This window comes from Pseudomonas sp. SORT22 (assembly GCF_018417635.1).
Taxonomy (GTDB): Bacteria; Pseudomonadota; Gammaproteobacteria; order Pseudomonadales; family Pseudomonadaceae; genus Aquipseudomonas.
In genome coordinates, this window is sequence record NZ_CP071007.1 from 4,645,098 (window position 1) to 4,666,538 (window position 21,441).

The following is a 21,441-nucleotide window of genomic DNA, read 5'->3' on the forward strand; positions in this document are numbered from 1 at the left end:
TCACAACGATTTCGCTGGCGTTACTGAAACAGCGACTCGCTGGACAGGCCATTCTTTTCGAGGATCTCACGCAGGCGCTTGAGGCCCTCTACCTGGATCTGCCGCACCCGTTCCCGGGTCAGGCCGATTTCCAGGCCGACATCTTCCAGCGTACTGCTTTCATGACCGCGCAGGCCGAAGCGGCGAATCACTACCTCGCGCTGCTTGTCGGTCAGCTCGCTGAGCCACTGGTCGATGCTCTGGGACAGATCGTCATCCTGAAGCAGCTCGCACGGATCAGTAGGACGGTCGTCGGTCAGGGTATCGAGCAGGGTTTTATCCGAATCCGGCCCCAGGGACACGTCCACCGACGATACCCGCTCGTTGAGCCCAAGCATGCGCTTGACCTCGCCGACCGGTTTTTCCAGCAGGGTGGCGATCTCTTCCGGGGACGGTTCGTGATCGAGCTTCTGGGTCAGTTCGCGGGCGGCGCGCAGGTAGACGTTGAGTTCCTTGACCACGTGAATGGGCAAGCGGATGGTACGGGTCTGGTTCATGATCGCCCGTTCGATGGTCTGCCGAATCCACCAGGTGGCGTAGGTAGAAAAACGGAAGCCGCGTTCCGGGTCGAACTTCTCGACCGCCCGAATCAGGCCGAGGTTGCCTTCTTCGATCAGGTCGAGCAGCGAAAGCCCCCGGTTGACATAACGCCGGGCGATTTTAACCACCAGGCGCAGGTTGCTTTCGATCATGCGCTTGCGCCCGGCCGGATCACCACGTTGCGACAGGCGCGCAAAGTGCACTTCTTCTTCCGGAGAGAGCAATGGCGAGAAGCCGATTTCATTGAGGTAAAGCTGGGTTGCATCAAGTGCCCGAGTGTAGTCGATGTACTTGTGCTGTTTGAGCGTAGCGCTCTGTTTAGCCTTGGTCCGAACCGTAGGTACAGCAGGTTCGTCTGACATCACATCCGTTTCCAAAACAATGCCGGTCTCCATCAGGAGAACCTCATCGTCGATGTCAAACTCCGGCACTTCTTTACTGAGAGCCATTGTTATAGTCCTTTGCTGAGTTCGAACTCAGACTCGAGCGGCGCCTTTATCCCTGGCAGCGCTGGAGCCTGTCCCCTCTACGCGAGGAACAGGCCGGGCCTAGCAATCAACGACGTGGCAGGAATTGCAGCGGATCGACAGGTTTGCCCTGGCGGCGAATTTCAAAATGAAGCTTCACCCGGTCTGTGCCCGTGGACCCCATTTCGGCAATTGTCTGCCCTACCTTGACCTGCTGTCCCTCCCGAACCAAAAGCCTGCGGTTGTGGCCGTAGGCACTGACGTAGGTATCGTTGTGCTTGATGATTACCAACTCGCCGTAGCCCCGCAAGCCACTCCCGGCGTAGACAACTGAACCATCAGATGCAGCAAAAACAGGCTGTCCCAAATCACCGGCGATATCAATGCCTTTATTCAAACTACCGTTTGAAGCAAATTTTCCAATCAGCACGCCGTTGGCCGGCCAGGCCCAGCCGGCCGTGGAGCGCCCTGCGGGGGGCACTTGCACGGGTGCTGTGGTAGTCGCCACCGGGGCAACCGGCACGGTGTTTGGCGTGCTTGCAGGCGTGGTGGTGGGCGGCGGCGTTATTGGTTTGCCGGAGCTGTCCAGGGGACGCTTGATGATGGTGGTCTTGCTTGAAGAAGATGGCGAGCTGGTGACCACGGTGGTGCCGACAACTGGCGCCGGGCCACTGGAGCGACCATCGAAACGGATCGCCTGGCCCGGACGAATGGTATACGGCGCAGCGATACCGTTGCGCGCGGCCAGGGCCTTGTAGTCCCAGCCATAGCGAAAGGCGATGGAGAACAGCGTGTCGCCGGGGCGCACCAGGTATTGACCGGTGGTGACCACAGGGCGTTTGGGCGCGGCGTTGTTGCGATCGACCACCCGGACGCTGTTGGAAGACGTGCTCGAGCACCCCGTCACCAGCGTACCCACGGCCAGTGCAATCAGCAGAAGCTTGAAGCTCGATGGATCCTTGCGCTGCCGAATGTTTGTGTGACCCACCCGCCGCTCCCTCTAATGGTGACCGATGTAAAAAATGCAATATTGTTGCAATTATACCCGAGCGCGCCGCCATGCGGACGTCTGGCCATTGCTAAACGTGATCTGTAACAGACTATGGTAGCCCGCCAGATAGACAGGGCAATGCCGCCGAAATTCGCCCGGGCGAAAAAAAAGCCCGGTCAGGCCAGTGGCCCGGTGAGCAACGGCACAAAACGCACGGCGCCCAGCACCCGTCGCGAGAAGCCGTGTTCTTCGCGCACGATCAGCATCAACTGCTGGGTTTCACCGGCCGGCCCCACCGGTATGACCATGCGCCCGCCCGGGGCGAGCTGGTCGAGCAGGGCCTGAGGCACCTCGGGCGCGACCGCGGTGACGATGATGCCGTTGTAAGGCGCAAGTGCCGGCCAGCCTTCGCAACCATCGCCCCAACGGAACACCACGTTGCGCAGGTTCAGCTCGATCAGGCGTTCCTTGGCGCGATCCTGCAGGACCTTGATACGCTCGACGGAAAACACCCGTTCGACCAGTTGCGCAAGAATTGCGGTCTGGTAGCCGGAACCGGTGCCGATCTCCAGCACCTTGTCCAGGGGGCCGGCTTCGAGCAACAGCTCGCTCATGTGCGCGACCATGAACGGCTGGGAGATGGTCTGGTTGTTGCCGATTGGCAACGCCGTGTCTTCGTAGGCACGGTGGGCCAGGGCTTCATCGACGAACAGGTGTCGAGGCGTGCGGCGCAGTACCTCGATCACCTTGGGGTTCGAGACCCCTTCCTCGATCAGGCGCTTGATCAGCCGTTCGCGGGTTCGCTCAGAGGTAAAACCGATACCGTGGCGCATCAGATCATCCTGTTCGCGCATCAGAGTAAGCCCTCCAGCCAGCCGTCGAGGCGCTCGAAGGCATCATTGAAGGTCCGGTCGAGCTGCAGCGGAGTGATCGAGACATAGCCCTGCATCACCGCGTGGAAATCGGTCCCCGGGCCGCCATCCTCGGCATCGCCGGCCACGGCGATCCAGTAGCCTTCCTTGCCCCGCGGATTGACCACCTTGGTCGGTGCCGCAGCGCGGGCGCGATGGCCCAGGCGGGTCAACTGGATGCCGCGGATGTGTTCCAGCGGCAGGTTGGGGATATTGACGTTGAGCACCGTACGAGGCGGCAGCTCGAGGCTGGCATGAGCCTCGACCAGCTTGCGGGCGAAGTAGGCAGCCGTCGGCAGGTTGTCGGGCAGGCGCGAGAGCAACGAGAAGGCAAACGAGGTACCGCCGAGAAAACGGCCCTCAAGCGCAGCAGCCACGGTGCCGGAATACAGCACATCATCGCCAAGGTTGGCGCCCAGGTTGATCCCCGACACCACCATGTCCGGAGCGGTCGGCAGCAGGCCGTTGAGGCCCAGGTGGACGCAATCGGTCGGCGTGCCGTTGAGGCTGATAAAACCATTGGCCAGGGTTTGCGGGCACAGCGGCCGGTCGAGCGTCAGCGAACTGCTGGCGCCGCTTTTGTCCTGGTCCGGGGCGATCACCACACATTCGGCATAATCCGCCAGCGCAGCATGCAGCGCGGCGAGACCGGGTGCGGTAACCCCGTCGTCGTTCGAAATCAGAATACGCATGGGCTGTCCGTCTGCCCTGCCGGCACCAGATCAACAAGCTCGCGCACCACCACGGTGGCGAAGCATCCGGCCGGAAGGACGAATTCCAGTTGCAGGATATCAGGCTCGGGATAATGCCACGTCAGCCCGCTAATGGGCAGTCGCAGAATGCGTCGTTCGTGACTCATGCCCGCCCGCGCCAGCCATTGGCACAAGGCGCCATGCTGTTCACCGATACGTTGCTCGAGTTCACCAGCCGCGCCGCTGGCGCCGGACTGCCCCTCGCCCCATAGCGGGCCGGTGGGGTGCAGGTCGAGAATTGCCAGGCGCGGGTCGGAACATTCAGCCTCACCCGCCGGAAAAAAGCTGCGGCTGTCGGTAAACGCCAGCAGGTCACCGACCTGTGCCTGCTGCCAACTGCCGTCGGCGACACGTGCGGCCAGTACCTGGTTGAACAGGTAGCTGCGGGCGCTGGAGAGCAGCCGCGAACGAACGTTGCGCTGCTCAGGCAAGGCCTGGCGGTTGGCCCACTCACGGGCGTCGTGGACATTGCCGCCGTCGTGACCAAAGCGCTGGGTGCCAAAGTAGTTAGGCACGCCCTGGCTACGGATTTGCTCAAGCCGTGCATCCAGCGCCGCACGTTCAGCCTTGAGGCCAGTGAGGCGCAAGGTGAAGCCGTTGGCTGAATGCGCGCCGCGCTGCAGCTTGCGTGAGTGGCGGGTCTGCTTGAGGATGCTCAAGGTGTGGTTTTCGGCGGCGCTCAGGTCCGGGTCGGCCTTGCCCGGCAGGTGCAGGCTGAACCACTGGCGGGTCAGCGCCTGGCGGTCCTTGAGGCCGGCGTAGCTGATGCTGCGCAGCGGCACGCCGGCGGCGCGGGCCAGGCGACGGGCAGCCTCTTCGGTGTTGAGGTCACGTTTTTCGACCCACAGCCACAGGTGTTCACCGCTGCCGCTGAGGGGAATGTCGAGTACTTCATCGACCTGGAAGTCTTCGGCGCTGGCCTTGAGAATTGCGCTGCCCAGCGCTTGGCCCGCAGCACGCGGGCCGAGCAGTTCGAGTTCGCTCATCATGCCGGCAGCAACAGGGCAACGGCGTGAACCGCGATGCCTTCCTCACGCCCGGTAAAACCAAGCTTTTCGGTGGTGGTGGCCTTGACGTTGACCTGATCCAGCTCGACCTGCAGGTCCTGGGCGATCAACTGGCGCATGGTGTCGATATGCGGGGCCATCTTCGGTGCCTGGGCAACGATGGTGGCGTCGATGTTACCGACCTTCCAGCCCTTGGCCTGAACGATCTGCACCACATGGCGCAGCAGCACGCGACTGTCGGCGCCCTTGAACTGCGGATCGGTGTCGGGGAAATGCTTGCCGATATCGCCCAGCGCCGCAGCGCCAAGCAGGGCATCGCTCAGGGCATGCAAGACGACGTCGCCATCGGAATGGGCCAGCAGCCCGAACTTGTGCGCAATGCGCACCCCACCCAAGGTGATGAAATCGCCTTCCGCGAAGCGGTGCACATCGTAGCCGTGGCCAATACGCATAAAAAAACGCCCTGATTGAGTCAGGGCGTGATTCTACCTGCTTTGCCGGCGCTTGGGCTTGATTTGTAGGATCAGTTACCCGGGCCTATCAGCGCTGCGGCATGATGCCGCAAGTGGTCATCGATGAAGCTGGCAATGAAGTAGTAGCTGTGGTCATAGCCCGGTTGCAGGCGCAAGGTCAGCGGATGACCCGCCGCCCTGGCCGCCTGCTCGAGCACCTGCGGCTTGAGCTGGTTGTCGAGAAAATCATCGCGATCGCCCTGGTCGACCAGCAGCGGCAAGCGCTCGCCAGCCTCGGCGAGCAACACGCTGGCATCCCACTCGCGCCAGCGCGCCCGGTCCTCACCCAGGTAGCGACTGAAGGCCTTCTGCCCCCACGGGCAATCCATCGGGTTGCTGATCGGCGCGAACGCCGACACCGAACGGTAACGCCCCGGGTTGCGCAAAGCGCACACCAGCGCGCCATGGCCGCCCATGGAATGACCGCTGATACCGCGCTGACTTGAGGCCGGGAAATGCGCCTCGACCAATGCCGGCAATTCCTCCACCACATAGTCGTGCATGCGGTAGTGCTGGGCCCACGGCTGCTCGGTGGCGTTGAGGTAGAACCCGGCCCCCAGGCCAAAATCCCAGGCGCCATCAGGATCAGCCGGCACCTGCGGCCCGCGCGGGCTGGTGTCGGGGGCGACGATGATCAAGCCAAGCTCGGCAGCCAGCTTGTGCGCACCGGCCTTTTGCATGAAATTCTCGTCGGTGCAGGTCAGGCCGCTCAACCAGTACAGGACCGGCAGCTTGCCGCCCTGCTCGGCCTGCGGCGGCAGGTACACGGCAAACACCATGTCGCAGCCGAGCACCTGGGAGCGATGGCGGTAGCGTTTATGCCAGCCGCCGAAGCTCTTCTGGCAAGAGATGTTTTCCAGGCTCATGGCAGACCTCAGAAGTGGATGACGCTGCGAATGCTCTTGCCTTCGTGCATCAGGTCGAATGCCTTGTTGATGTCTTCCAGGCCCATGGTGTGGGTGATGAAGGTATCCAACGGGATTTCGCCTTTTTCCGACATTTCCACGTAGCTTGGCAGCTCGCTGCGGCCACGCACGCCACCGAAGGCCGAACCGCGCCAGACCCGGCCAGTCACCAGCTGGAACGGACGGGTGGAAATTTCCTGGCCGGCACCGGCAACGCCGATGATCACCGACTCGCCCCAGCCCTTGTGACAGCATTCCAGCGCCGCACGCATCAGTTGCACGTTACCCACGCACTCGAACGAGAAGTCGACGCCACCATCGGTGAGATCGACGATCACTTCCTGGATCGGACGGTCGTAGTCTTTCGGGTTGACGCAGTCGGTGGCACCCAGCTGTTTGGCGATCTCGAACTTACTCGGGTTGATGTCCACGGCAATGATCCGCGAAGCCTTGGCCTTCACCGCACCGATGATCGCCGACAGGCCAATGCCGCCCAGGCCGAAGATGGCCACGGTATCGCCCGGCTTGACCTTGGCGGTGTTGAGCACCGCGCCGATACCGGTGGTTACGCCGCAACCGAGCAGGCAGACCTTCTCCAGCGGGGCTTCTTTCTGGATCTTGGCCACGGAGATTTCCGGCAGCACGGTGTACTCGGAAAAAGTCGAGGTGCCCATGTAGTGGAACAACTGCTGGCCCTTGTAGGAGAAGCGCGTGCTGCCGTCGGGCATCAGGCCCTTGCCCTGGGTGGCGCGGATGGCCTGGCACAGGTTGGTCTTGCCGGAGCGGCAGAATTTGCACTGGCCGCACTCGGGGGTGTACAGCGGGATCACATGATCGCCAACGGCAACCGAGGTCACGCCCTCACCGATGGCTTCGACGATGGCGCCGCCCTCGTGGCCGAGGATCGACGGGAAGATGCCTTCCGGGTCGGCGCCCGACAGGGTGTAGGCATCGGTATGGCAGACGCCGCTGGCGACCACGCGCAGCAGCACCTCGCCGGCCTTGGGCATGGCCACGTCGACTTCGACGATCTCCAGCGGTTTCTTGGCCTCGAAGGCAACGGCGGCACGGGACTTGATCATCAATCTTCTCCAGCAAGGGGTCAGTTCAGGCTTGCAGTGTAATTCATCGATATTTAATGAATAATCCAGGCAAAGACAAAACATTATTGCTGTACAGGGATAATAAATGAGCAATCTGTGGGAGGGTATCGACGAATTCGTGGCCGTCGCCGAAGCCGGGCAGTTCACCGCCGCCGCCGAACGCCTCGGGGTGTCGTCGTCCCACGTCAGCCGGCAGATCGCCCGCCTGGAAGAACGCCTGCAAACCCGCTTGCTGTACCGCAGCACCCGGCGGGTGACCCTGAGCGAAGCCGGGCAGACCTTCCTGCAGCATTGCCAACGCCTGCAGGACGGCCGCGAAGAAGCCCTGCGCGCCATGGGCGACCTGACCAGCGAGCCCAAAGGGCTGCTGCGCATGACTTGCGCCGTGGCCTACGGTGAGCGCTTCATCGTGCCGCTGGTGACGCGCTTCATGGCCGCCTATCCGCAACTACGGGTGGACATCGAACTGAGCAACCGCCCGCTGGACCTGGTGCATGAGGGCATGGACCTGGCCATTCGCCTGGGCCGTTTGCAGGACTCGCGGCTGGTGGCCACGCGCCTGGCGCCGCGGCGCATGTACCTGTGCGCGTCACCTGCGTATCTGGAACGCTACGGCCGCCCGCACAGCCTGTCGGAGCTGGCGCGGCACAACTGCCTGATCGGCAGCTCCGACAACTGGGCGCTGCAACTGGACGGGCGGGAGATCGGCCAGCGGGTTCAGGGCAACTGGCGCTGCAACAGCGGCCAGGCAGTGCTGGACGCGGCGCTGCAAGGGATGGGCTTGTGCCAGTTGCCGGACTACTACGTGCTTGAACACCTCAAAACCGGCGCGCTGGTGTCACTGCTGGAAGCGCATCAACCGCCCAATACCGCGGTGTGGGCGCTGTATCCGCAGCAGCGGCATCTGTCGCCGAAAGTGCGCAAGCTGGTGGACTATTTGCGTGAGGGGTTGGCGGGGTTGCCTGAGTATCGAGGTGCCTGAAAAGCATCGCGGGGCAAGGCCGCTCCTACTGTAGGAGCGGGCTTGCCCCGCGAAGAGTGCTCAACCGCGCTTGGCCCAGCGCTGGCGCAGCCACTCGAGGTCTTCGGGGCGGGTGACCTTGATGTTGTCGCTGCGCCCTTCGATCAGGCGCGGCGCCTGCCCGGCCCATTCGATGGCCGATGACTCGTCGGTAATCGCCACGTCGGCCACCAGGCTGTCGGCCAGGGCCCGGTGCAAGGCACCGAGGCGGAACATCTGTGGCGTGTAGGCCTGCCACACGGTACTGCGGTCGATTGTGCTGCTGACCCGGCCGTGGGCATCGGCGCGCTTGAGGGTATCGCGCGCCGGCACCGCCAGCAGTCCACCCACCGGGTCATCGGCAAGCTCTGCGAGCAAGCGGTCGAGGTCGCTGCGGGCCAGGTTCGGCCGCGCGGCGTCGTGCACCAGCACCCAGTCGCTGTCCGCCGCGCCCTGGGCGTGCAGCAGCAACAAGGCATTGAGCACCGAATCGGCACGTTCCTGGCCGCCTTCGGCACGCTGGATGCGTGGATCGCTGGCGCAACGCAAACCGGGCCAGTAGGGATCGTCAGCGGCAACGCTGACCACCACCCCTTTGACGCAGGGATGGTCAAGAAAACAGTCGAGGCTATGCTCGAGAATGGTCTGCCCGCCCAACTGCAGGTACTGTTTGGGACGGTCGGCAGCCATGCGGGCACCAACACCCGCGGCGGGAATCACGGCCCAGAAGGCCGGCAAGGTCGGGTTCATTGGGCAAGCTGGTAGAGGGTTTCGCCCTCCTTGACCATACCCAGTTCGTGGCGAGCCCGTTCTTCGACGGTTTCCATACCTTTCTTCAACTCCAGTACCTCGGCATCAAGCACACGGTTACGCTCCAGCAAACGCTCGTTTTCAGCGTGCTGGTCAGCGATCTGTTGCTTGAGTTCGGTGACCTGGGCCAGGCTGCCATTGCCCACCCACAGACGATACTGCAGGCCACCGAGCAGCAGGAGCAAGACGAGGAACAACCAATAAGGACTGCGCATCAGGGTATCCAGTGGAAAAGACCGCCACATCTGCAGGTCGCTGATGGCACGAAGCCTGGCCGAAGCCAGGCTTTGTGTTCAGACACCTGCAGCAAGGGCTTCTGAACGATCAGTATGACCGTTCGGCGCCGCTTTGCTGCGGTCTTTTTACCATCTCTTGCTTAGCCGCGAAACTCGGCACGGCCACGGTACACAGCCTTGCTGCCCAGTTGCTCTTCGATACGCAGCAGTTGGTTGTACTTGGAGACGCGGTCGGAACGGCACAGCGAACCGGTCTTGATCTGGCCGGCAGCGGTACCCACGGCCAGGTCGGCAATGGTCGAGTCTTCGGTTTCGCCCGAACGGTGCGAGATCACTGCGGTGTAACCGGCAGCCTTGGCCATCTGGATGGCTTCCAGGGTTTCGGTCAGCGAGCCGATCTGGTTGAACTTGATCAGGATCGAGTTGGCGATGCTCTTGTCGATGCCTTCTTTCAAGATCTTGGTGTTGGTCACGAACAGGTCGTCACCGACCAGTTGCACCTTGGCGCCGATCTTGTCGGTGAGGATCTTCCAGCCAGCCCAGTCGGACTCGTCCAGGCCGTCTTCGATCGAGATGATCGGGAAGCGCTCGGTCAAGCCTTTGAGGTAGTCGGCAAAACCTTCGGCGTCGAACGACTTGCCTTCGCCGGACAGGTTGTACTTGCCATCTTCGTAGAACTCGCTGGCCGCGCAGTCCAGGGCCAGGGTGACGTCGGTGCCCAGCTTGTAACCGGCGTTGGCGATGGCTTCGGCGATGGCCGACAGCGCGTCTTCGTTGGATGCCAGGTTAGGCGCGAAACCACCTTCGTCACCGACAGCAGTGTTCAGGCCACGGGCCTTCAGCACAGCCTTGAGGTGATGGAAAATCTCGGTGCCCATGCGCAGCGCGTCGGAGAAGGTCTTGGCGCCAACCGGCTGAACCATGAACTCCTGGATGTCGACGTTGTTGTCGGCGTGCTCGCCGCCGTTGATGATGTTCATCATCGGAACCGGCATCGAGTACTGGCCTGGGGTGCCGTTGAGGTTGGCGATGTGCGCGTACAGCGGCAGGTCCTGGTCCTGGGCAGCGGCCTTGGCGGCAGCCAGGGACACGGCGAGGATGGCGTTGGCGCCCAGCTTGGCCTTGTTCTCGGTACCGTCCAGTTCGATCATGGCGCGGTCGAGGGCTTTCTGGTCAACCGGGTCCTTGCCCAGCAGCAGGTCGCGGATCGGGCCGTTGATGTTGGCAACTGCCTTGAGTACGCCCTTGCCCATGTAACGGCTCTTGTCGCCATCACGCAGCTCCAGCGCTTCGCGCGAGCCAGTGGAAGCACCGGACGGCGCGCAGGCGCTGCCGATGATGCCGTTGTCGAGCAGCACGTCCGCTTCTACGGTAGGGTTACCACGCGAATCGAGAACTTCACGACCTTTGATGTCGACGATTTTTGCCATTGTTGTAAGCACTCCAGAATTGACGAAAACAACGCAGCTGAGAAAAATCTTGCCGCTCGCCGGGCAATTTGAAACAGGCAGGCCCGGCGAAAGCAGACCCCTGACCCGAGGGTCAGAGGTTGAACGGGGGGTACTTTACCGGAGAATCGAGGATTACGCGGTTTCTACCGTCGGAAAACTCTTCACCAGGTCATCAAGTTGCTTGAGCTGGGCCAGGAAAGGCTCCAGTTTGTCCAGGCGCAGGGCGCAAGGACCGTCACACTTGGCGTTGTCCGGATCCGGATGCGCCTCGAGGAACAGGCCAGCCAGGCCCTGGCTCAGGCCTGCCTTGGCCAGGTCGGTGACCTGGGCGCGGCGACCACCGGCGGAATCGGCGCGACCACCCGGCATCTGCAGGGAGTGGGTGACGTCGAAGAACACCGGGTACTCGAACTGCTTCATGATGCCGAAGCCGAGCATGTCCACCACCAGGTTGTTGTAACCGAAGCTCGAACCACGCTCGCAGAGGATCAACTGATCGTTACCGGCCTCTTCGCACTTGGTCAGGATGTGTTTCATTTCCTGGGGTGCGAGGAACTGGGCTTTCTTGATGTTGATCACCGCGCCGGTCTTGGCCATGGCCACCACCAGGTCGGTCTGGCGCGAGAGGAAGGCCGGCAACTGGATGATGTCGCAGACCTTGGCCACCGCAGCAGCCTGTTCTGGCTCGTGCACGTCGGTGATGACCGGCACGTTGAAGGTCTTCTTGATCTCTTCGAAGATCTTCATCCCCTCTTCCAGGCCAGGGCCACGGTAGGAGTTGATCGACGAACGGTTAGCCTTGTCGAAGCTGGCCTTGAACACGTAAGGGATACCGAGTTTCTCGGTAACCCGCACGTACTCTTCACAGACCTTCATGGCCAGGTCACGGGATTCCAGCACGTTCATGCCGCCGAACAGGACGAACGGCTTGTCGTTGGCGATCTCGATGTTACCGACGCGAATGATCTTCTGGGTCATGAATCAGGCCTTGTTCTTTTGAGCCAGTGCCGCCTTGACGAAGCCGCTGAACAGCGGATGGCCGTCACGCGGGGTCGAGGTGAACTCCGGGTGGAACTGGCAAGCGACGAACCATGGATGATCCTGGGACTCGACCACTTCGACCAGCGCGCCGTCACCGGAACGACCGGAGACTTTCAGGCCGGCTTCGACCAGTTGTGGCAGCAGGTTGTTGTTCACTTCGTAGCGATGACGATGACGCTCGACGATCACGTCCTTGGCATAGCAGTCGTGAACCTTGGAGCCGCTTGCCAGCTGGCATTCCTGGGCGCCCAGACGCATGGTGCCGCCCAGGTCCGAGGCTTCGGTACGGGTTTCGACTGCGCCGGTGGCATCTTCCCACTCGGTGATCAGGCCGACGACCGGGTGACCGCTGTTGCGATCGAACTCGGTGGAGTTGGCGTCTTTCCAGCCCATGACGTTACGGGCGAATTCGATGACCGCCACCTGCATGCCCAGGCAGATACCCAGGTACGGGACCTTGTTCTCGCGAGCATATTGCACGGCAGTGATCTTGCCTTCGACGCCACGCAGGCCGAAACCGCCTGGAACCAGGATCGCATCGGCGCCTTCGAGCAGGCTGGTGCCCTGGTTCTCGATGTCTTCGGAGTCGATGTAGCGCAGGTTGACCTTGGTGCGGTTCTGGATGCCGGCATGGCTCATCGCTTCGATCAGCGACTTGTAGGCGTCCAGCAGTTCCATGTACTTGCCGACCATGGCGATGGTGACTTCGTGCTCAGGGTTGAGCTTGGCGTCGACGACCTTTTCCCACTCGGACAGGTCGGCACCGTTGCATTGCAGGCCGAAACGCTCGACGACGAAGTCATCCAGGCCCTGGGCGTGCAGTACGGCCGGGATCTTGTAGATGGTGTCGACGTCTTCCAGGGAAATCACCGCACGCTCTTCGACGTTGGTGAACAGGGCGATCTTGCGGCGCGAGGAGACATCCACCGGATGGTCGGAGCGGCAGATCAGCACGTCTGGCTGCAGGCCGATGGAGCGCAGCTCCTTGACCGAGTGCTGGGTTGGCTTGGTCTTGGTCTCGCCAGCGGTGGCGATGTACGGCACCAGGGTCAGGTGCATCAGCATGGCGCGCTTGGAGCCCACTTCGACGCGCAGCTGACGGATAGCCTCGAGGAACGGTTGCGACTCGATGTCACCCACGGTACCGCCGATTTCCACCAGGGCCACGTCGGCGTCGCCGGCACCCTTGATGATGCGGCGCTTGATCTCGTCGGTGATGTGCGGAATGACCTGGATGGTCGCGCCCAGGTAATCACCACGGCGCTCTTTGCGCAGCACGTGCTCGTAGATACGGCCGGTGGTGAAGTTGTTGTTCTGGGTCATGGTCGTGCGGATGAACCGCTCGTAGTGGCCCAGGTCCAGGTCGGTCTCGGCGCCGTCATGGGTGACGAACACTTCACCGTGCTGGAACGGGCTCATGGTGCCCGGGTCGACGTTGATGTACGGGTCCAGCTTGAGCATGGTGACCTTGAGCCCCCGCGCCTCCAGGATGGCCGCCAATGAAGCCGAGGCAATGCCTTTCCCCAATGAAGAAACAACACCGCCCGTGACGAATATGTAGCGCGTCATGAAAAACCCTAGAAGTCTGCGTTAAAGCGGTCAGTGCCGCCGGGGAAAGCGAAGGAAGGCCGAAGCCCCCGATCACCTGCGTCAATCACAGTGCATCTTAAAAAACTGCCGCGTCTGGTCACACCGGGGGTTGGATACCCGGTTAGGAGCTCGCTAAACATTTTTAGAATCGCCCAGCAAAAAACTGCTTGGTAATCGGCAACTGCTGTGATTTCGGGGAAGCCACAGAAGCTGTATCAAGAAGGGAGCGTAGTCTACCCGAATGTGCCTTTCATCTCAAACCTTGCTCGCTCGTCGGCGCATGCCAATGCAATTGCCAGTCGCCCTGGCTCAGCCCCGGCAGGTTGGCGACCGCCAGCAATTGCCCGGCGCAATACAGCAACGGCAGGCGCGAACGGGCGAATGACGGCAGTTGCGCCTCGTTGAGCAGGCGCTTCAAGTCGCGCTGGCCGCGGCCGGCAATTGCCAGGGTTTCGCCGCCCTGGCGGTAGGCAATGTGCAAGGGGCCCTGCGGCAACGTGCCGCTGAGGCTGACACTGCCGTTGTGGCTCAAGGTCAGTGCTTTGTGCGGGTCAGCCCAGACCTGCCGGCCACCTGCAGGCATCAACCAGTCACCGGCCAGCCACCAGATACGGCCAGCGGCGCGGTGCAATTGGCCGTCGGTCAGTTGCCACAGTGGCCGTCCGTCGGATGCCGCATCGCGCAGGGCCTCCCAGCCTGCCCAGTGGCGGCTGTCGGGCAAGCGCGTGCGCGGCGCCAGCCAATATTGCAGGGCGTTGCGCTGGCGTGCCGGGGATAGCTCGCGCAGCACCTCGAGGTCGAGCGAGTCCAGGCCAAGCCAGTCGAACGCTGCCGGGGTCGCGGCCCGGGCCAGGTCGTCCTGCGCCAGTTCATCGAGCAGGCCCTGGGCTTCGCTCAAGTGCTCGGCGCTGCGCGCGAGGTTTTGCGCGGCCTGCGGCCAGCGCTGCAGCAGTGCCGGGAACACCTGGTGGCGCAGGTAGTTGCGCGAGAATTGCGTATCGGTGTTGGACGGGTCTTCGATCCAGCTCAACTGCTGAGCCTTGGCGTACGCCTGCAGGTCGTTACGCGAAACACCCAGCAACGGCCGCAGCAACATGCCCTGCCCTAGCGGCCGCTGCCCGGGCATGGCGCCCAGGCCGCGCAGGCCGGCGCCGCGCAACAGGCGAAACAGCAAGGTTTCGGCCTGGTCTTCGCGGTGCTGGCCGGTCAACAGGATTTCGCCGGGATGCAAGGCAGCGGTAAAGGCGGCGTAACGCGCGTCACGGGCGCCCTGCTCAATGCTGGCGCCAGGGGCGACCTTGACCCGAATGATCTGCAGTTCAACGCCCAGGGCGTCGCACAGGCGCTGACAATGCGCCGGCCAGGCGTCTGCCGCAGCCTGCAGGCCGTGGTGGATGTGAATCGCGCGGATGGGCGGTATTGGCTGCTGGCGGGACAGGCTTGCCAGCAGGTGCAGGAGGACACTGGAATCCAGGCCGCCGGAGAGGGCGATGCACCAGGAGGGGGCGGTGAGCCAGGGGGACAGCTTGGTGTGAAGATCAATCATCAGCGTCGACCCGGTTGCGAGCGCTTTGCGCTCGATCGCGGGTCAAGCCCGCTCCCACAGTTTGCCTAGAGCCCTGTGGGAGCGGGCTTGACCCGCGATTATCAGATCAGAGCCCGTAGCTCATCAGACGGTCATAGCGGCGCTTGAGCAGCGCGTCGTTGTCGAACTTCTTGAGCATGTCCAGTTGCTCGATCAGCTCGCCGCGAACGGTGGCGGACATTTTTGCCGGATCACGGTGCGCGCCGCCCAGGGGCTCGGCGATAACCTTGTCGACGATGCCCAGGCCTTTCAGGCGCTCGGCGGTGATGCCCATGGCTTCGGCTGCGTCGGAGGCCTTTTCGGCGGTCTTCCACAGGATCGAGGCGCAACCTTCCGGCGAGATCACCGAGTAGGTCGAATACTGCAGCATGTTCAGCTGGTCGCAGACACCGATGGCCAGTGCACCGCCGGAACCACCTTCACCGATTACGGTGGCGATGATCGGGGTTTTCAGGCGGGCCATGACCCGCAGGTTCCAGGCAATGGCTTCGCTCTGGTTGCGCTCTTCGGCGTCGATGCCAGGGTAAGCGCCCGGGGTGTCGATGAAGGTCAGGATCGGCATCTTGAAACGCTCGGCCATTTCCATCAGGCGGCAAGCCTTGCGGTAGCCTTCAGGACGCGGCATGCCGAAGTTGCGGCGAACCTTTTCGCGCACTTCGCGGCCTTTCTGATGACCGATGACCATCACCGGCTTGTCGTCCAGGCGGGCGATACCACCGACAATCGCGGCGTCGTCGGAGAAGTGACGGTCACCGTGCAGCTCGTCGAACTCGGTGAAGATGTGCTCGATGTAGTCCAGGGTGTACGGACGGCGCGGGTGACGGGCCAGGCGGGCGATCTGCCAGCTGGTCAGGTTGCCGAAAATGCTTTCGGTCAGGGTGCTGCTCTTGTCTTGCAGACGGGCGATCTCATCGCCGATGTTCAGCGAGTTGTCATTGCCAACCAGGCGCAGCTCTTCGATCTTGGCTTGCAGGTCAGCAATCGGCTGTTCGAAATCCAGAAAATTCGGGTTCATAGGCATCCGTCTTGGGTCTACGGCCAGGCGGCCGGCCGGTTGATCCGTTTGGCGCCCTACCTTAAGGGATCAGGCGCATTCAGGTCGAGATTAAAAATTCATCGATATTGCAAAAAGACGTTCTCACGTCCGAACTGGTCACGCAGGGCCTGAATCAAGCCATCGGCCGGGTCGATGCGCCAGCTTTCGCCGAACTGCAGCATGGCCTTGGCATCGCTGCCGGTGTATTCCATGGTGATCGGGCAGGCGCCGCGATGGCGCTTGAACAGCTCGCCCAGCCAGTTCAGCCGGTCGCCCTTGAGGGCATCGGCGTGCACTTTAAGGCGCAGGCTTTCGGCCAGGTTGGTGCGGGCATCTTCCATGCTCATCACGCGCTTGACCCGCAGGCGCAGGCCGCCGGAGAAGTCATCGTTGCTGACCTCGCCTTCAACCACCACCATAGCATCGGTCTGCAGCAGCGCCTGGTTGGCCATGAAGGCATCGGCAAACAGCGAGGCCTCGATGCGCCCGGAGCGGTCGTCGAGGGTGACAAAGCCCATCTTGTCACCCTTCTTGTTCTTCATCACGCGCAGGGCAATGATCATCCCGGCGACGGTCTGGGTGTCGCGCGCAGGCTTGAGGTCAATGATGCGCTGGCGGGCAAAACGGCGGATCTCGCCTTCGTACTCGTCGATCGGGTGACCGGTCAGGTACAGGCCCAGGGTGTCTTTTTCACCACGCAGGCGCTCCTTGAGGGTCAGCTCGCGGGCCTTGCGGTGGTTGGCATAAACGTCGGCATCCTCTTCGACAAACAGCCCGCCGAACAGGTCGGCGTGGCCACTGTCGGCGGTGCGCGCGGTTTGCTCGGCCGCCTTGATCGCCTCTTCCATCGCCGCCAGCAGCACTGCACGGTTGCGGTCGATGTTGGCCTGGTAGGCCTTGAGTTCGTCATGGAAGTACGGGCCCAGGCGGTCCAGCGCGCCACTGCGGATCAAGGCATCGAGGGTGCGCTTGTTGATGCGCTTGAGGTCGACCCGCTCGCAGAAGTCGAACAGGTCCTTGAACGGGCCGCCGGCGCGGGCTTCGACGATGGCCTCGACCGGCCCCTCGCCCACGCCCTTGATCGCCCCCAGGCCATAGACGATGCGGCCATCGTCGTTGACCGTGAACTTGAAGTCGGAGGTGTTCACGTCCGGCGCATCGAGGCGCAGCTTCATGCTGCGCACTTCCTCGATCAAGGTCACGACCTTGTCGGTGTTGTGCATATCCGCCGACAGCACCGCGGCCATGAACGGCGCCGGGTAGTGGGTCTTGAGCCAGGCAGTCTGGTACGAGACCAGGCCGTAGGCGGCGGAGTGGGATTTGTTGAAGCCGTAGCCGGCGAATTTCTCTACCAGGTCGAAGATGTTGCCGGCGAGGTCCGGATCAATGTTGTTGCTGGCGCAACCTTCAATGAAACCGCCGCGCTGCTTGGCCATTTCCTCGGGCTTTTTCTTACCCATGGCCCGGCGCAGCATGTCCGCACCACCAAGGGTGTAACCGGCCATGACCTGGGCAATCTGCATCACCTGTTCCTGGTACAGGATGATGCCGTAGGTCGGTGCCAGAACGGGTTTCAGGCCTTCGTACTGGTAATCGGAGTGCGGGTAGGCAAGTTCCGCGCGACCGTGCTTGCGGTTGATGAAGTCGTCAACCATGCCCGATTGCAGCGGGCCGGGACGGAACAGCGCCACCAGTGCGATGAGGTCTTCCAGGCAGTCGGGCTTGAGCTTCTTGATCAGCTCCTTCATGCCCCGCGATTCAAGCTGGAACACCGCCGTGGTTTCGGCCTTTTGCAGCAGGTCGTAGGTCTTCTTGTCATCCAGCGGGATGAAGTCGATGTTCAGGTCATCCAGGCCTTTCTTGGCCTGTTCGCGGTTGATGGTTTCCATCGCCCACTTGATGATCGTCAGGGTACGCAGGCCGAGGAAGTCGAACTTCACCAGGCCTGCGGCCTCGACGTCATCCTTGTCGAACTGGGTGACCAGGCCTCCGCCCTCTTCATCACAGGCAATCGGCGAGAAATCGGTAAGCTTGGTCGGCGCGATAACCACGCCACCGGCGTGTTTACCGGTACCCCGGCAGACGCCCTCGAGCTTGAGGGCCATGTCCCAGATTTCCTTGGCGTCTTCATCGCTCTTGAGGAAATCGCGCAGGATCTCTTCCTGCTCGTAGGCTTTTTCCAGGGTCATGCCGACTTCGAAGGGGATCATCTTCGACAGGCGGTCAGCCAGGCCGTAGGACTTGCCCTGGACCCGCGCCACGTCGCGCACCACCGCCTTGGCCGCCATGGTGCCGAAGGTGATGATCTGGCTCACGGCATTGCGCCCGTAGGCGTCAGCCACGTATTCGATTACCCGGTCGCGGCCATCCATGCAGAAGTCGACGTCGAAGTCGGGCATCGATACCCGTTCCGGGTTGAGGAAACGTTCGAACAGCAGGTCATAGGCCAGCGGGTCGAGGTCGGTAATCTTCAGTACGTAGGCAACCAGCGAACCGGCACCCGAACCCCGGCCCGGGCCAACCGGCACGCCGTTGTTCTTGGCCCACTTGATGAAGTCCATAACGATCAGGAAGTAACCGGGGAAGCCCATCTGGATGATGATATCCAGCTCGAACTTCAGCCGGTCCAGATAGACCTGGCGCTTTTCCTGGTAATTCGGCGTGGTCTCTTTCGGCCACAACACCGCCAGACGCTCTTCCAGGCCCTCGTGGGAAACGTGGCGCAGGTAGTCGTCGATACCCATGCCGTTGGGCGTCGGAAAGTCCGGCAGAAAGTGCTTACCCAACTGCACCTGGATGTTGCAGCGCTTGGCGATCTCGACGGTGTTGGCAATCGCTTCGGGCAGGTCGCTGAACAGCTCGGCCATTTCTTCCGGGCTTTTCAGGTACTGCTGGTCGCTGTAATTGCGCGAACGGCGCGGGTCATCCAGCGCCCGGCCTTCACCGATGCACACGCGGGTTTCGTGAGCGTCGTAGTCGGACTGCTTGATAAAGCGCACATCGTTGGTGGCTACCAGCGGCGCGTCCAGCTTGTCGGCCAGGGCCACGGCGGCGTGCAGGTATTCTTCGTCACCGGCGCGGTTGGTGCGCTGCACTTCGACGTAGAAGCGCTCCGGGAACATCTGCATCCAGTCGCGCAGCAAGGCTTCGGCTTCGTCCGGGTTGCCATTGAGCAAGGCCATGCCGATGTCGCCTTCCTTGGCCGCGGACAGGGCGATCACGCCCTCGCTGGCTTCGGCGATCCACTGGCGCTCAATGATCACCAGGCCGTTGCGCTGGCCATCGACCCAGCCACGGGAAATCAACTCGGTGAGGTTGCGGTAGCCCTTGGCATCCATGGCCAGCAGGCAGATGCGCGACAGCGGCGCATCCGGGTCGCTGTTGGCCAGCCACAGGTCGGCGCCGCAGATCGGCTTGATCCCGGCGCCCATGGCGTTCTTGTAAAACTTGACCAGCGAGCACATGTTGCTCTGGTCGGTAACCGCGACCGCCGGCATGTTCATCGCCGCCAATGCCTTGGCCAGCGGCTTGATCCGCACCAGGCCATCGACCAGCGAGTATTCGGTGTGCAGGCGAAGATGAACGAAAGAAGCCGACATGATGATCCTATAGCAGCACAAAACAACAAGGCCCGGATTGTACCGGGCCTTGATCAAAACAACAGCCAGTGCGGGGCAATCCTGACTACTGACGCCTGCCGCGCCCGGTCAGACCTCGGCAAATCCGCTGCTGATGGCGTCGCGGGCTTCGTAGGCGGCGCGTACCGGTGCGAACGAGCGCCGGTGAATCGGCGTCGGCCCCAGGCGCGCCAGGGCTTCGAGGTGCACCGGCGTCGGGTAGCCCTTGTGCCCGCCAATGCCGTAGCCGGGGTAGATCAGCTCGAACGCCGCCATCTCGCGGTCACGGGTGACCTTGGCCAGGATCGATGCCGCGGCAATCGCCGGCACCTGGCTATCGCCCTTGACCACCGGCGCCGCCGGTACCGACAGCTGCGGGCAGCGGTTACCGTCGATCAGCGCCAGTTTCGGGGTGACGCTCAGGCCTTCGACGGCACGTTGCATGGCCAGCATGGTGGCGTGAAGGATGTTGAGTTGGTCGATTTCCTCGACCTCGGCGCGGGCGATGCAGAAGCTCAGGGCCTTCTCACAAATTTCGTCAAAAAGCTTTTCACGCTTGGCTTCGGTGAGCTTCTTCGAGTCGTTGAGCCCCAGAATCGGCCGCTGCGGGTCGAGAATCACCGCCGCCGTCACCACTGCGCCGCACAGCGGGCCACGGCCCACTTCGTCGACACCGGCGACCAGGTCCTCGACCAGGTTGAAGTCCAATCCCATTTGCATCTATCGGTTTTCCAGCAGGGCCAGCACCGCGTCAGCTGCCTGGTTCGAGGCATCGCGGCGCAGGGTACGGTGAATCTGGTCAAAGCCTTCGGTCTGCTGCACACCGCCGTGCACCAGTGGCGCCAGGGTCTGGGCCAGGGCCTCAGCAGTGGCAGCTTCCTGCAGCAACTCGGGCACCAGCATGCGCTGGGCCAGCAGGTTGGGCAGCGACACGTAGGGGCTTTTTACCAGGCGTTTCAAAATCCAGTAGGTCAGCGGCGCCAAGCGGTAGGCAACCACCATCGGCCGCTTGAACAGCAGCGCTTCGAGGGTGGCGGTGCCAGAGGCGATCAGCACCGCGTCGCAGGCGGCCAGGGCCTGGTGCGAGCGACCGTCGAGCAGGGTCACCGGCAAGTCGCGGCCCTGGAGCATCTGCTCAAGCTGGGCACGGCGCTCGGCATTGGCACACGGGGATATAAAACGTACCCCCGGCACCAGCTCGCGCAAACGCTGGGCGGTATCAAGGAACAGCGCCCCCAGGCGCCCTACTTCACCGCCACGGCTGCCGGGCATCAGGGCAACCAGCGGCCCGTCGGCCAGGCCCAGCTGTTCACGGGCACCAGCCCGATCGGCGTCCAGCGGAATGCTGTCGGCCAACGGGTGGCCGACGAAGCGCACCGGCACGCCCTTCTCTTCATAGAATTTGGCTTCGAACGGAAACAGCGTGAGCATCAGGTCGCAACCTTCGCGAATCTTCAGCACGCGCTTCTGCCGCCAGGCCCAGACCGACGGGCTGACGTAATGCACGGTCTTGATCCCGGCCTTGCGCAGGTTCAGTTCGATGTTGAGGGTAAAATCCGGGGCATCGATGCCGATGAACACATCCGGGCGCTCGGCGATCAGGGTCTGGATCAGCTCCTTGCGGCGCTTGAGCAGCTCGCGCAGGCGCCCTAGCACCTCGACCAGGCCCATCACCGCCAGGCGTTCCATGGGGAAGTACGAAGTCAGGCCTTCAGCCTGCATCAACGGCCCACCCACGCCAATGAAGCGTACCTGCGGATGACGCGCCTTGAGCGCGCGCATCAACCCGGCGCCGAGAATATCGCCGCTGGCCTCACCTGCCACCAGCGCTACACAAAGCTCGGCCAT

General features: G+C 62.6%; 19 protein-coding genes. 1 reads left to right on the forward strand and 18 read right to left on the reverse strand.

All coding sequences use genetic code 11. The features are described 5' to 3' along the window. Positions 1 to 20: 20 nt before the first annotated feature. From rpoS to JYG36_RS21345, 8 genes are all read right to left on the reverse strand, one after another. On the reverse strand, positions 21 to 1,028 hold the full coding sequence (gene rpoS / locus JYG36_RS21310; RefSeq protein WP_045193601.1) for an RNA polymerase sigma factor RpoS: 1,008 nt from the start codon (positions 1,026 to 1,028) through the stop codon (positions 21 to 23). Positions 1,029 to 1,134: 106 nt separating this feature from the next. After that, positions 1,135 to 2,034: a peptidoglycan DD-metalloendopeptidase family protein gene (locus tag JYG36_RS21315; protein ID WP_093386648.1), complete on the reverse strand. Its 900-nt coding sequence runs from the start codon at positions 2,032 to 2,034 to the stop codon at positions 1,135 to 1,137. 179 nt (positions 2,035 to 2,213) lie between these two features. Beyond that, positions 2,214 to 2,891, reverse strand: coding sequence for a protein-L-isoaspartate(D-aspartate) O-methyltransferase (locus tag JYG36_RS21320; RefSeq protein ID WP_045193603.1), 678 nt, complete (start codon positions 2,889 to 2,891; stop codon positions 2,214 to 2,216). Continuing rightward, the gene (gene surE, locus JYG36_RS21325; protein ID WP_045193604.1) at positions 2,891 to 3,640 is read right to left on the reverse strand and encodes a 5'/3'-nucleotidase SurE; all 750 of its coding nucleotides are present in this window, start codon (positions 3,638 to 3,640) and stop codon (positions 2,891 to 2,893) included. The genes JYG36_RS21320 and surE overlap by 1 nt, the downstream gene beginning before the upstream one ends. After that, positions 3,628 to 4,686, reverse strand: coding sequence for a tRNA pseudouridine(13) synthase TruD (gene truD, locus JYG36_RS21330; RefSeq protein ID WP_213604466.1), 1,059 nt, complete (start codon positions 4,684 to 4,686; stop codon positions 3,628 to 3,630). Before truD ends, surE begins: the two co-directional genes overlap by 13 nt. Continuing rightward, positions 4,686 to 5,159 (reverse strand): 2-C-methyl-D-erythritol 2,4-cyclodiphosphate synthase, encoded by a 474-nt coding sequence (ispF, locus tag JYG36_RS21335; protein WP_045193605.1) that lies wholly within the window; start codon positions 5,157 to 5,159, stop codon positions 4,686 to 4,688. Before ispF ends, truD begins: the two co-directional genes overlap by 1 nt. 71 nt (positions 5,160 to 5,230) lie before the next feature. Continuing rightward, positions 5,231 to 6,085 (reverse strand): S-formylglutathione hydrolase, encoded by an 855-nt coding sequence (gene fghA, locus JYG36_RS21340; RefSeq protein WP_093386654.1) that lies wholly within the window; start codon positions 6,083 to 6,085, stop codon positions 5,231 to 5,233. A gap of 8 nt (positions 6,086 to 6,093) precedes the next feature. Further along, a complete protein-coding gene (locus tag JYG36_RS21345) occupies positions 6,094 to 7,206 on the reverse strand; it encodes an S-(hydroxymethyl)glutathione dehydrogenase/class III alcohol dehydrogenase (protein WP_045193608.1) in 1,113 nt (370 codons plus the stop codon). Between the two features lie 106 nt (positions 7,207 to 7,312). Here JYG36_RS21345 and JYG36_RS21350 point away from each other — a divergent pair, with 106 nt between their 5' ends. Further along, positions 7,313 to 8,209, forward strand: coding sequence for a LysR substrate-binding domain-containing protein (locus tag JYG36_RS21350; RefSeq protein ID WP_045193609.1), 897 nt, complete (start codon positions 7,313 to 7,315; stop codon positions 8,207 to 8,209). Positions 8,210 to 8,269: 60 nt separating this feature from the next. Here JYG36_RS21350 and ispD read toward each other — a convergent pair whose 3' ends face one another. The 10 genes from ispD to lpxB all read right to left on the reverse strand — a co-directional run bounded on the left by ispD (position 8,270) and on the right by lpxB (position 21,441). Then, a complete protein-coding gene (gene ispD / locus JYG36_RS21355) occupies positions 8,270 to 8,977 on the reverse strand; it encodes a 2-C-methyl-D-erythritol 4-phosphate cytidylyltransferase (RefSeq protein ID WP_093386661.1) in 708 nt (235 codons plus the stop codon). Next, entirely contained in the window at positions 8,974 to 9,252 is a 279-nt protein-coding gene (gene ftsB / locus JYG36_RS21360) for a cell division protein FtsB (protein WP_038996723.1), read from the reverse strand. Before ftsB ends, ispD begins: the two co-directional genes overlap by 4 nt. A gap of 161 nt (positions 9,253 to 9,413) precedes the next feature. Next, positions 9,414 to 10,703: a phosphopyruvate hydratase gene (eno, locus tag JYG36_RS21365; RefSeq protein ID WP_045193612.1), complete on the reverse strand. Its 1,290-nt coding sequence runs from the start codon at positions 10,701 to 10,703 to the stop codon at positions 9,414 to 9,416. A 153-nt stretch (positions 10,704 to 10,856) separates the two neighbouring features. Further along, a complete protein-coding gene (gene kdsA, locus JYG36_RS21370) occupies positions 10,857 to 11,702 on the reverse strand; it encodes a 3-deoxy-8-phosphooctulonate synthase (protein WP_045193613.1) in 846 nt (281 codons plus the stop codon). A 3-nt stretch (positions 11,703 to 11,705) separates the two neighbouring features. Then, positions 11,706 to 13,334, reverse strand: coding sequence for a CTP synthase (pyrG, locus tag JYG36_RS21375; RefSeq protein ID WP_038996727.1), 1,629 nt, complete (start codon positions 13,332 to 13,334; stop codon positions 11,706 to 11,708). Positions 13,335 to 13,605: 271 nt separating this feature from the next. Then, entirely contained in the window at positions 13,606 to 14,901 is a 1,296-nt protein-coding gene (tilS, locus tag JYG36_RS21380; RefSeq protein WP_213602217.1) for a tRNA lysidine(34) synthetase TilS, read from the reverse strand. A gap of 106 nt (positions 14,902 to 15,007) precedes the next feature. Beyond that, positions 15,008 to 15,955, reverse strand: coding sequence for an acetyl-CoA carboxylase carboxyltransferase subunit alpha (locus tag JYG36_RS21385; RefSeq protein WP_045193615.1), 948 nt, complete (start codon positions 15,953 to 15,955; stop codon positions 15,008 to 15,010). Positions 15,956 to 16,053: 98 nt separating this feature from the next. Continuing rightward, positions 16,054 to 19,575 carry a DNA polymerase III subunit alpha gene (gene dnaE, locus JYG36_RS21390; protein ID WP_045193616.1) on the reverse strand — a complete coding sequence of 1,174 codons (3,522 nt, stop codon included), beginning with the start codon at positions 19,573 to 19,575 and terminating at the stop codon, positions 16,054 to 16,056. 108 nt (positions 19,576 to 19,683) lie between these two features. After that, positions 19,684 to 20,313 (reverse strand): ribonuclease HII, encoded by a 630-nt coding sequence (gene rnhB / locus JYG36_RS21395; RefSeq protein WP_093386668.1) that lies wholly within the window; start codon positions 20,311 to 20,313, stop codon positions 19,684 to 19,686. After that, a complete protein-coding gene (gene lpxB, locus JYG36_RS21400) occupies positions 20,314 to 21,441 on the reverse strand; it encodes a lipid-A-disaccharide synthase (RefSeq protein ID WP_093386671.1) in 1,128 nt (375 codons plus the stop codon).

What these genes read in the sequence shown, in the direction of transcription:
- rpoS (WP_045193601.1), bottom strand. Translation starts at nt 1,028, where the DNA reads ATGGCTCTCAGTAAAGAAGTGCCGGAGTTTGACATCGACGATGAGGTT.
- JYG36_RS21320 (WP_045193603.1), bottom strand. Translation starts at nt 2,891, where the DNA reads ATGCGCGAACAGGATGATCTGATGCGCCACGGTATCGGTTTTACCTCT.
- surE (WP_045193604.1), bottom strand. Translation starts at nt 3,640, where the DNA reads ATGCGTATTCTGATTTCGAACGACGACGGGGTTACCGCACCCGGTCTC.
- truD (WP_213604466.1), bottom strand. Translation starts at nt 4,686, where the DNA reads ATGAGCGAACTCGAACTGCTCGGCCCGCGTGCTGCGGGCCAAGCGCTG.
- ispF (WP_045193605.1), bottom strand. Translation starts at nt 5,159, where the DNA reads ATGCGTATTGGCCACGGCTACGATGTGCACCGCTTCGCGGAAGGCGAT.
- fghA (WP_093386654.1), bottom strand. Translation starts at nt 6,085, where the DNA reads ATGAGCCTGGAAAACATCTCTTGCCAGAAGAGCTTCGGCGGCTGGCAT.
- JYG36_RS21345 (WP_045193608.1), bottom strand. Translation starts at nt 7,206, where the DNA reads ATGATCAAGTCCCGTGCCGCCGTTGCCTTCGAGGCCAAGAAACCGCTG.
- JYG36_RS21350 (WP_045193609.1), top strand. Translation starts at nt 7,313, where the DNA reads ATGAGCAATCTGTGGGAGGGTATCGACGAATTCGTGGCCGTCGCCGAA.
- ispD (WP_093386661.1), bottom strand. Translation starts at nt 8,977, where the DNA reads ATGAACCCGACCTTGCCGGCCTTCTGGGCCGTGATTCCCGCCGCGGGT.
- ftsB (WP_038996723.1), bottom strand. Translation starts at nt 9,252, where the DNA reads ATGCGCAGTCCTTATTGGTTGTTCCTCGTCTTGCTCCTGCTGCTCGGT.
- eno (WP_045193612.1), bottom strand. Translation starts at nt 10,703, where the DNA reads ATGGCAAAAATCGTCGACATCAAAGGTCGTGAAGTTCTCGATTCGCGT.
- kdsA (WP_045193613.1), bottom strand. Translation starts at nt 11,702, where the DNA reads ATGACCCAGAAGATCATTCGCGTCGGTAACATCGAGATCGCCAACGAC.
- pyrG (WP_038996727.1), bottom strand. Translation starts at nt 13,334, where the DNA reads ATGACGCGCTACATATTCGTCACGGGCGGTGTTGTTTCTTCATTGGGG.
- tilS (WP_213602217.1), bottom strand. Translation starts at nt 14,901, where the DNA reads ATGATTGATCTTCACACCAAGCTGTCCCCCTGGCTCACCGCCCCCTCC.
- JYG36_RS21385 (WP_045193615.1), bottom strand. Translation starts at nt 15,955, where the DNA reads ATGAACCCGAATTTTCTGGATTTCGAACAGCCGATTGCTGACCTGCAA.
- dnaE (WP_045193616.1), bottom strand. Translation starts at nt 19,575, where the DNA reads ATGTCGGCTTCTTTCGTTCATCTTCGCCTGCACACCGAATACTCGCTG.
- rnhB (WP_093386668.1), bottom strand. Translation starts at nt 20,313, where the DNA reads ATGCAAATGGGATTGGACTTCAACCTGGTCGAGGACCTGGTCGCCGGT.
- lpxB (WP_093386671.1), bottom strand. Translation starts at nt 21,441, where the DNA reads ATGGCCGAGCTTTGTGTAGCGCTGGTGGCAGGTGAGGCCAGCGGCGAT.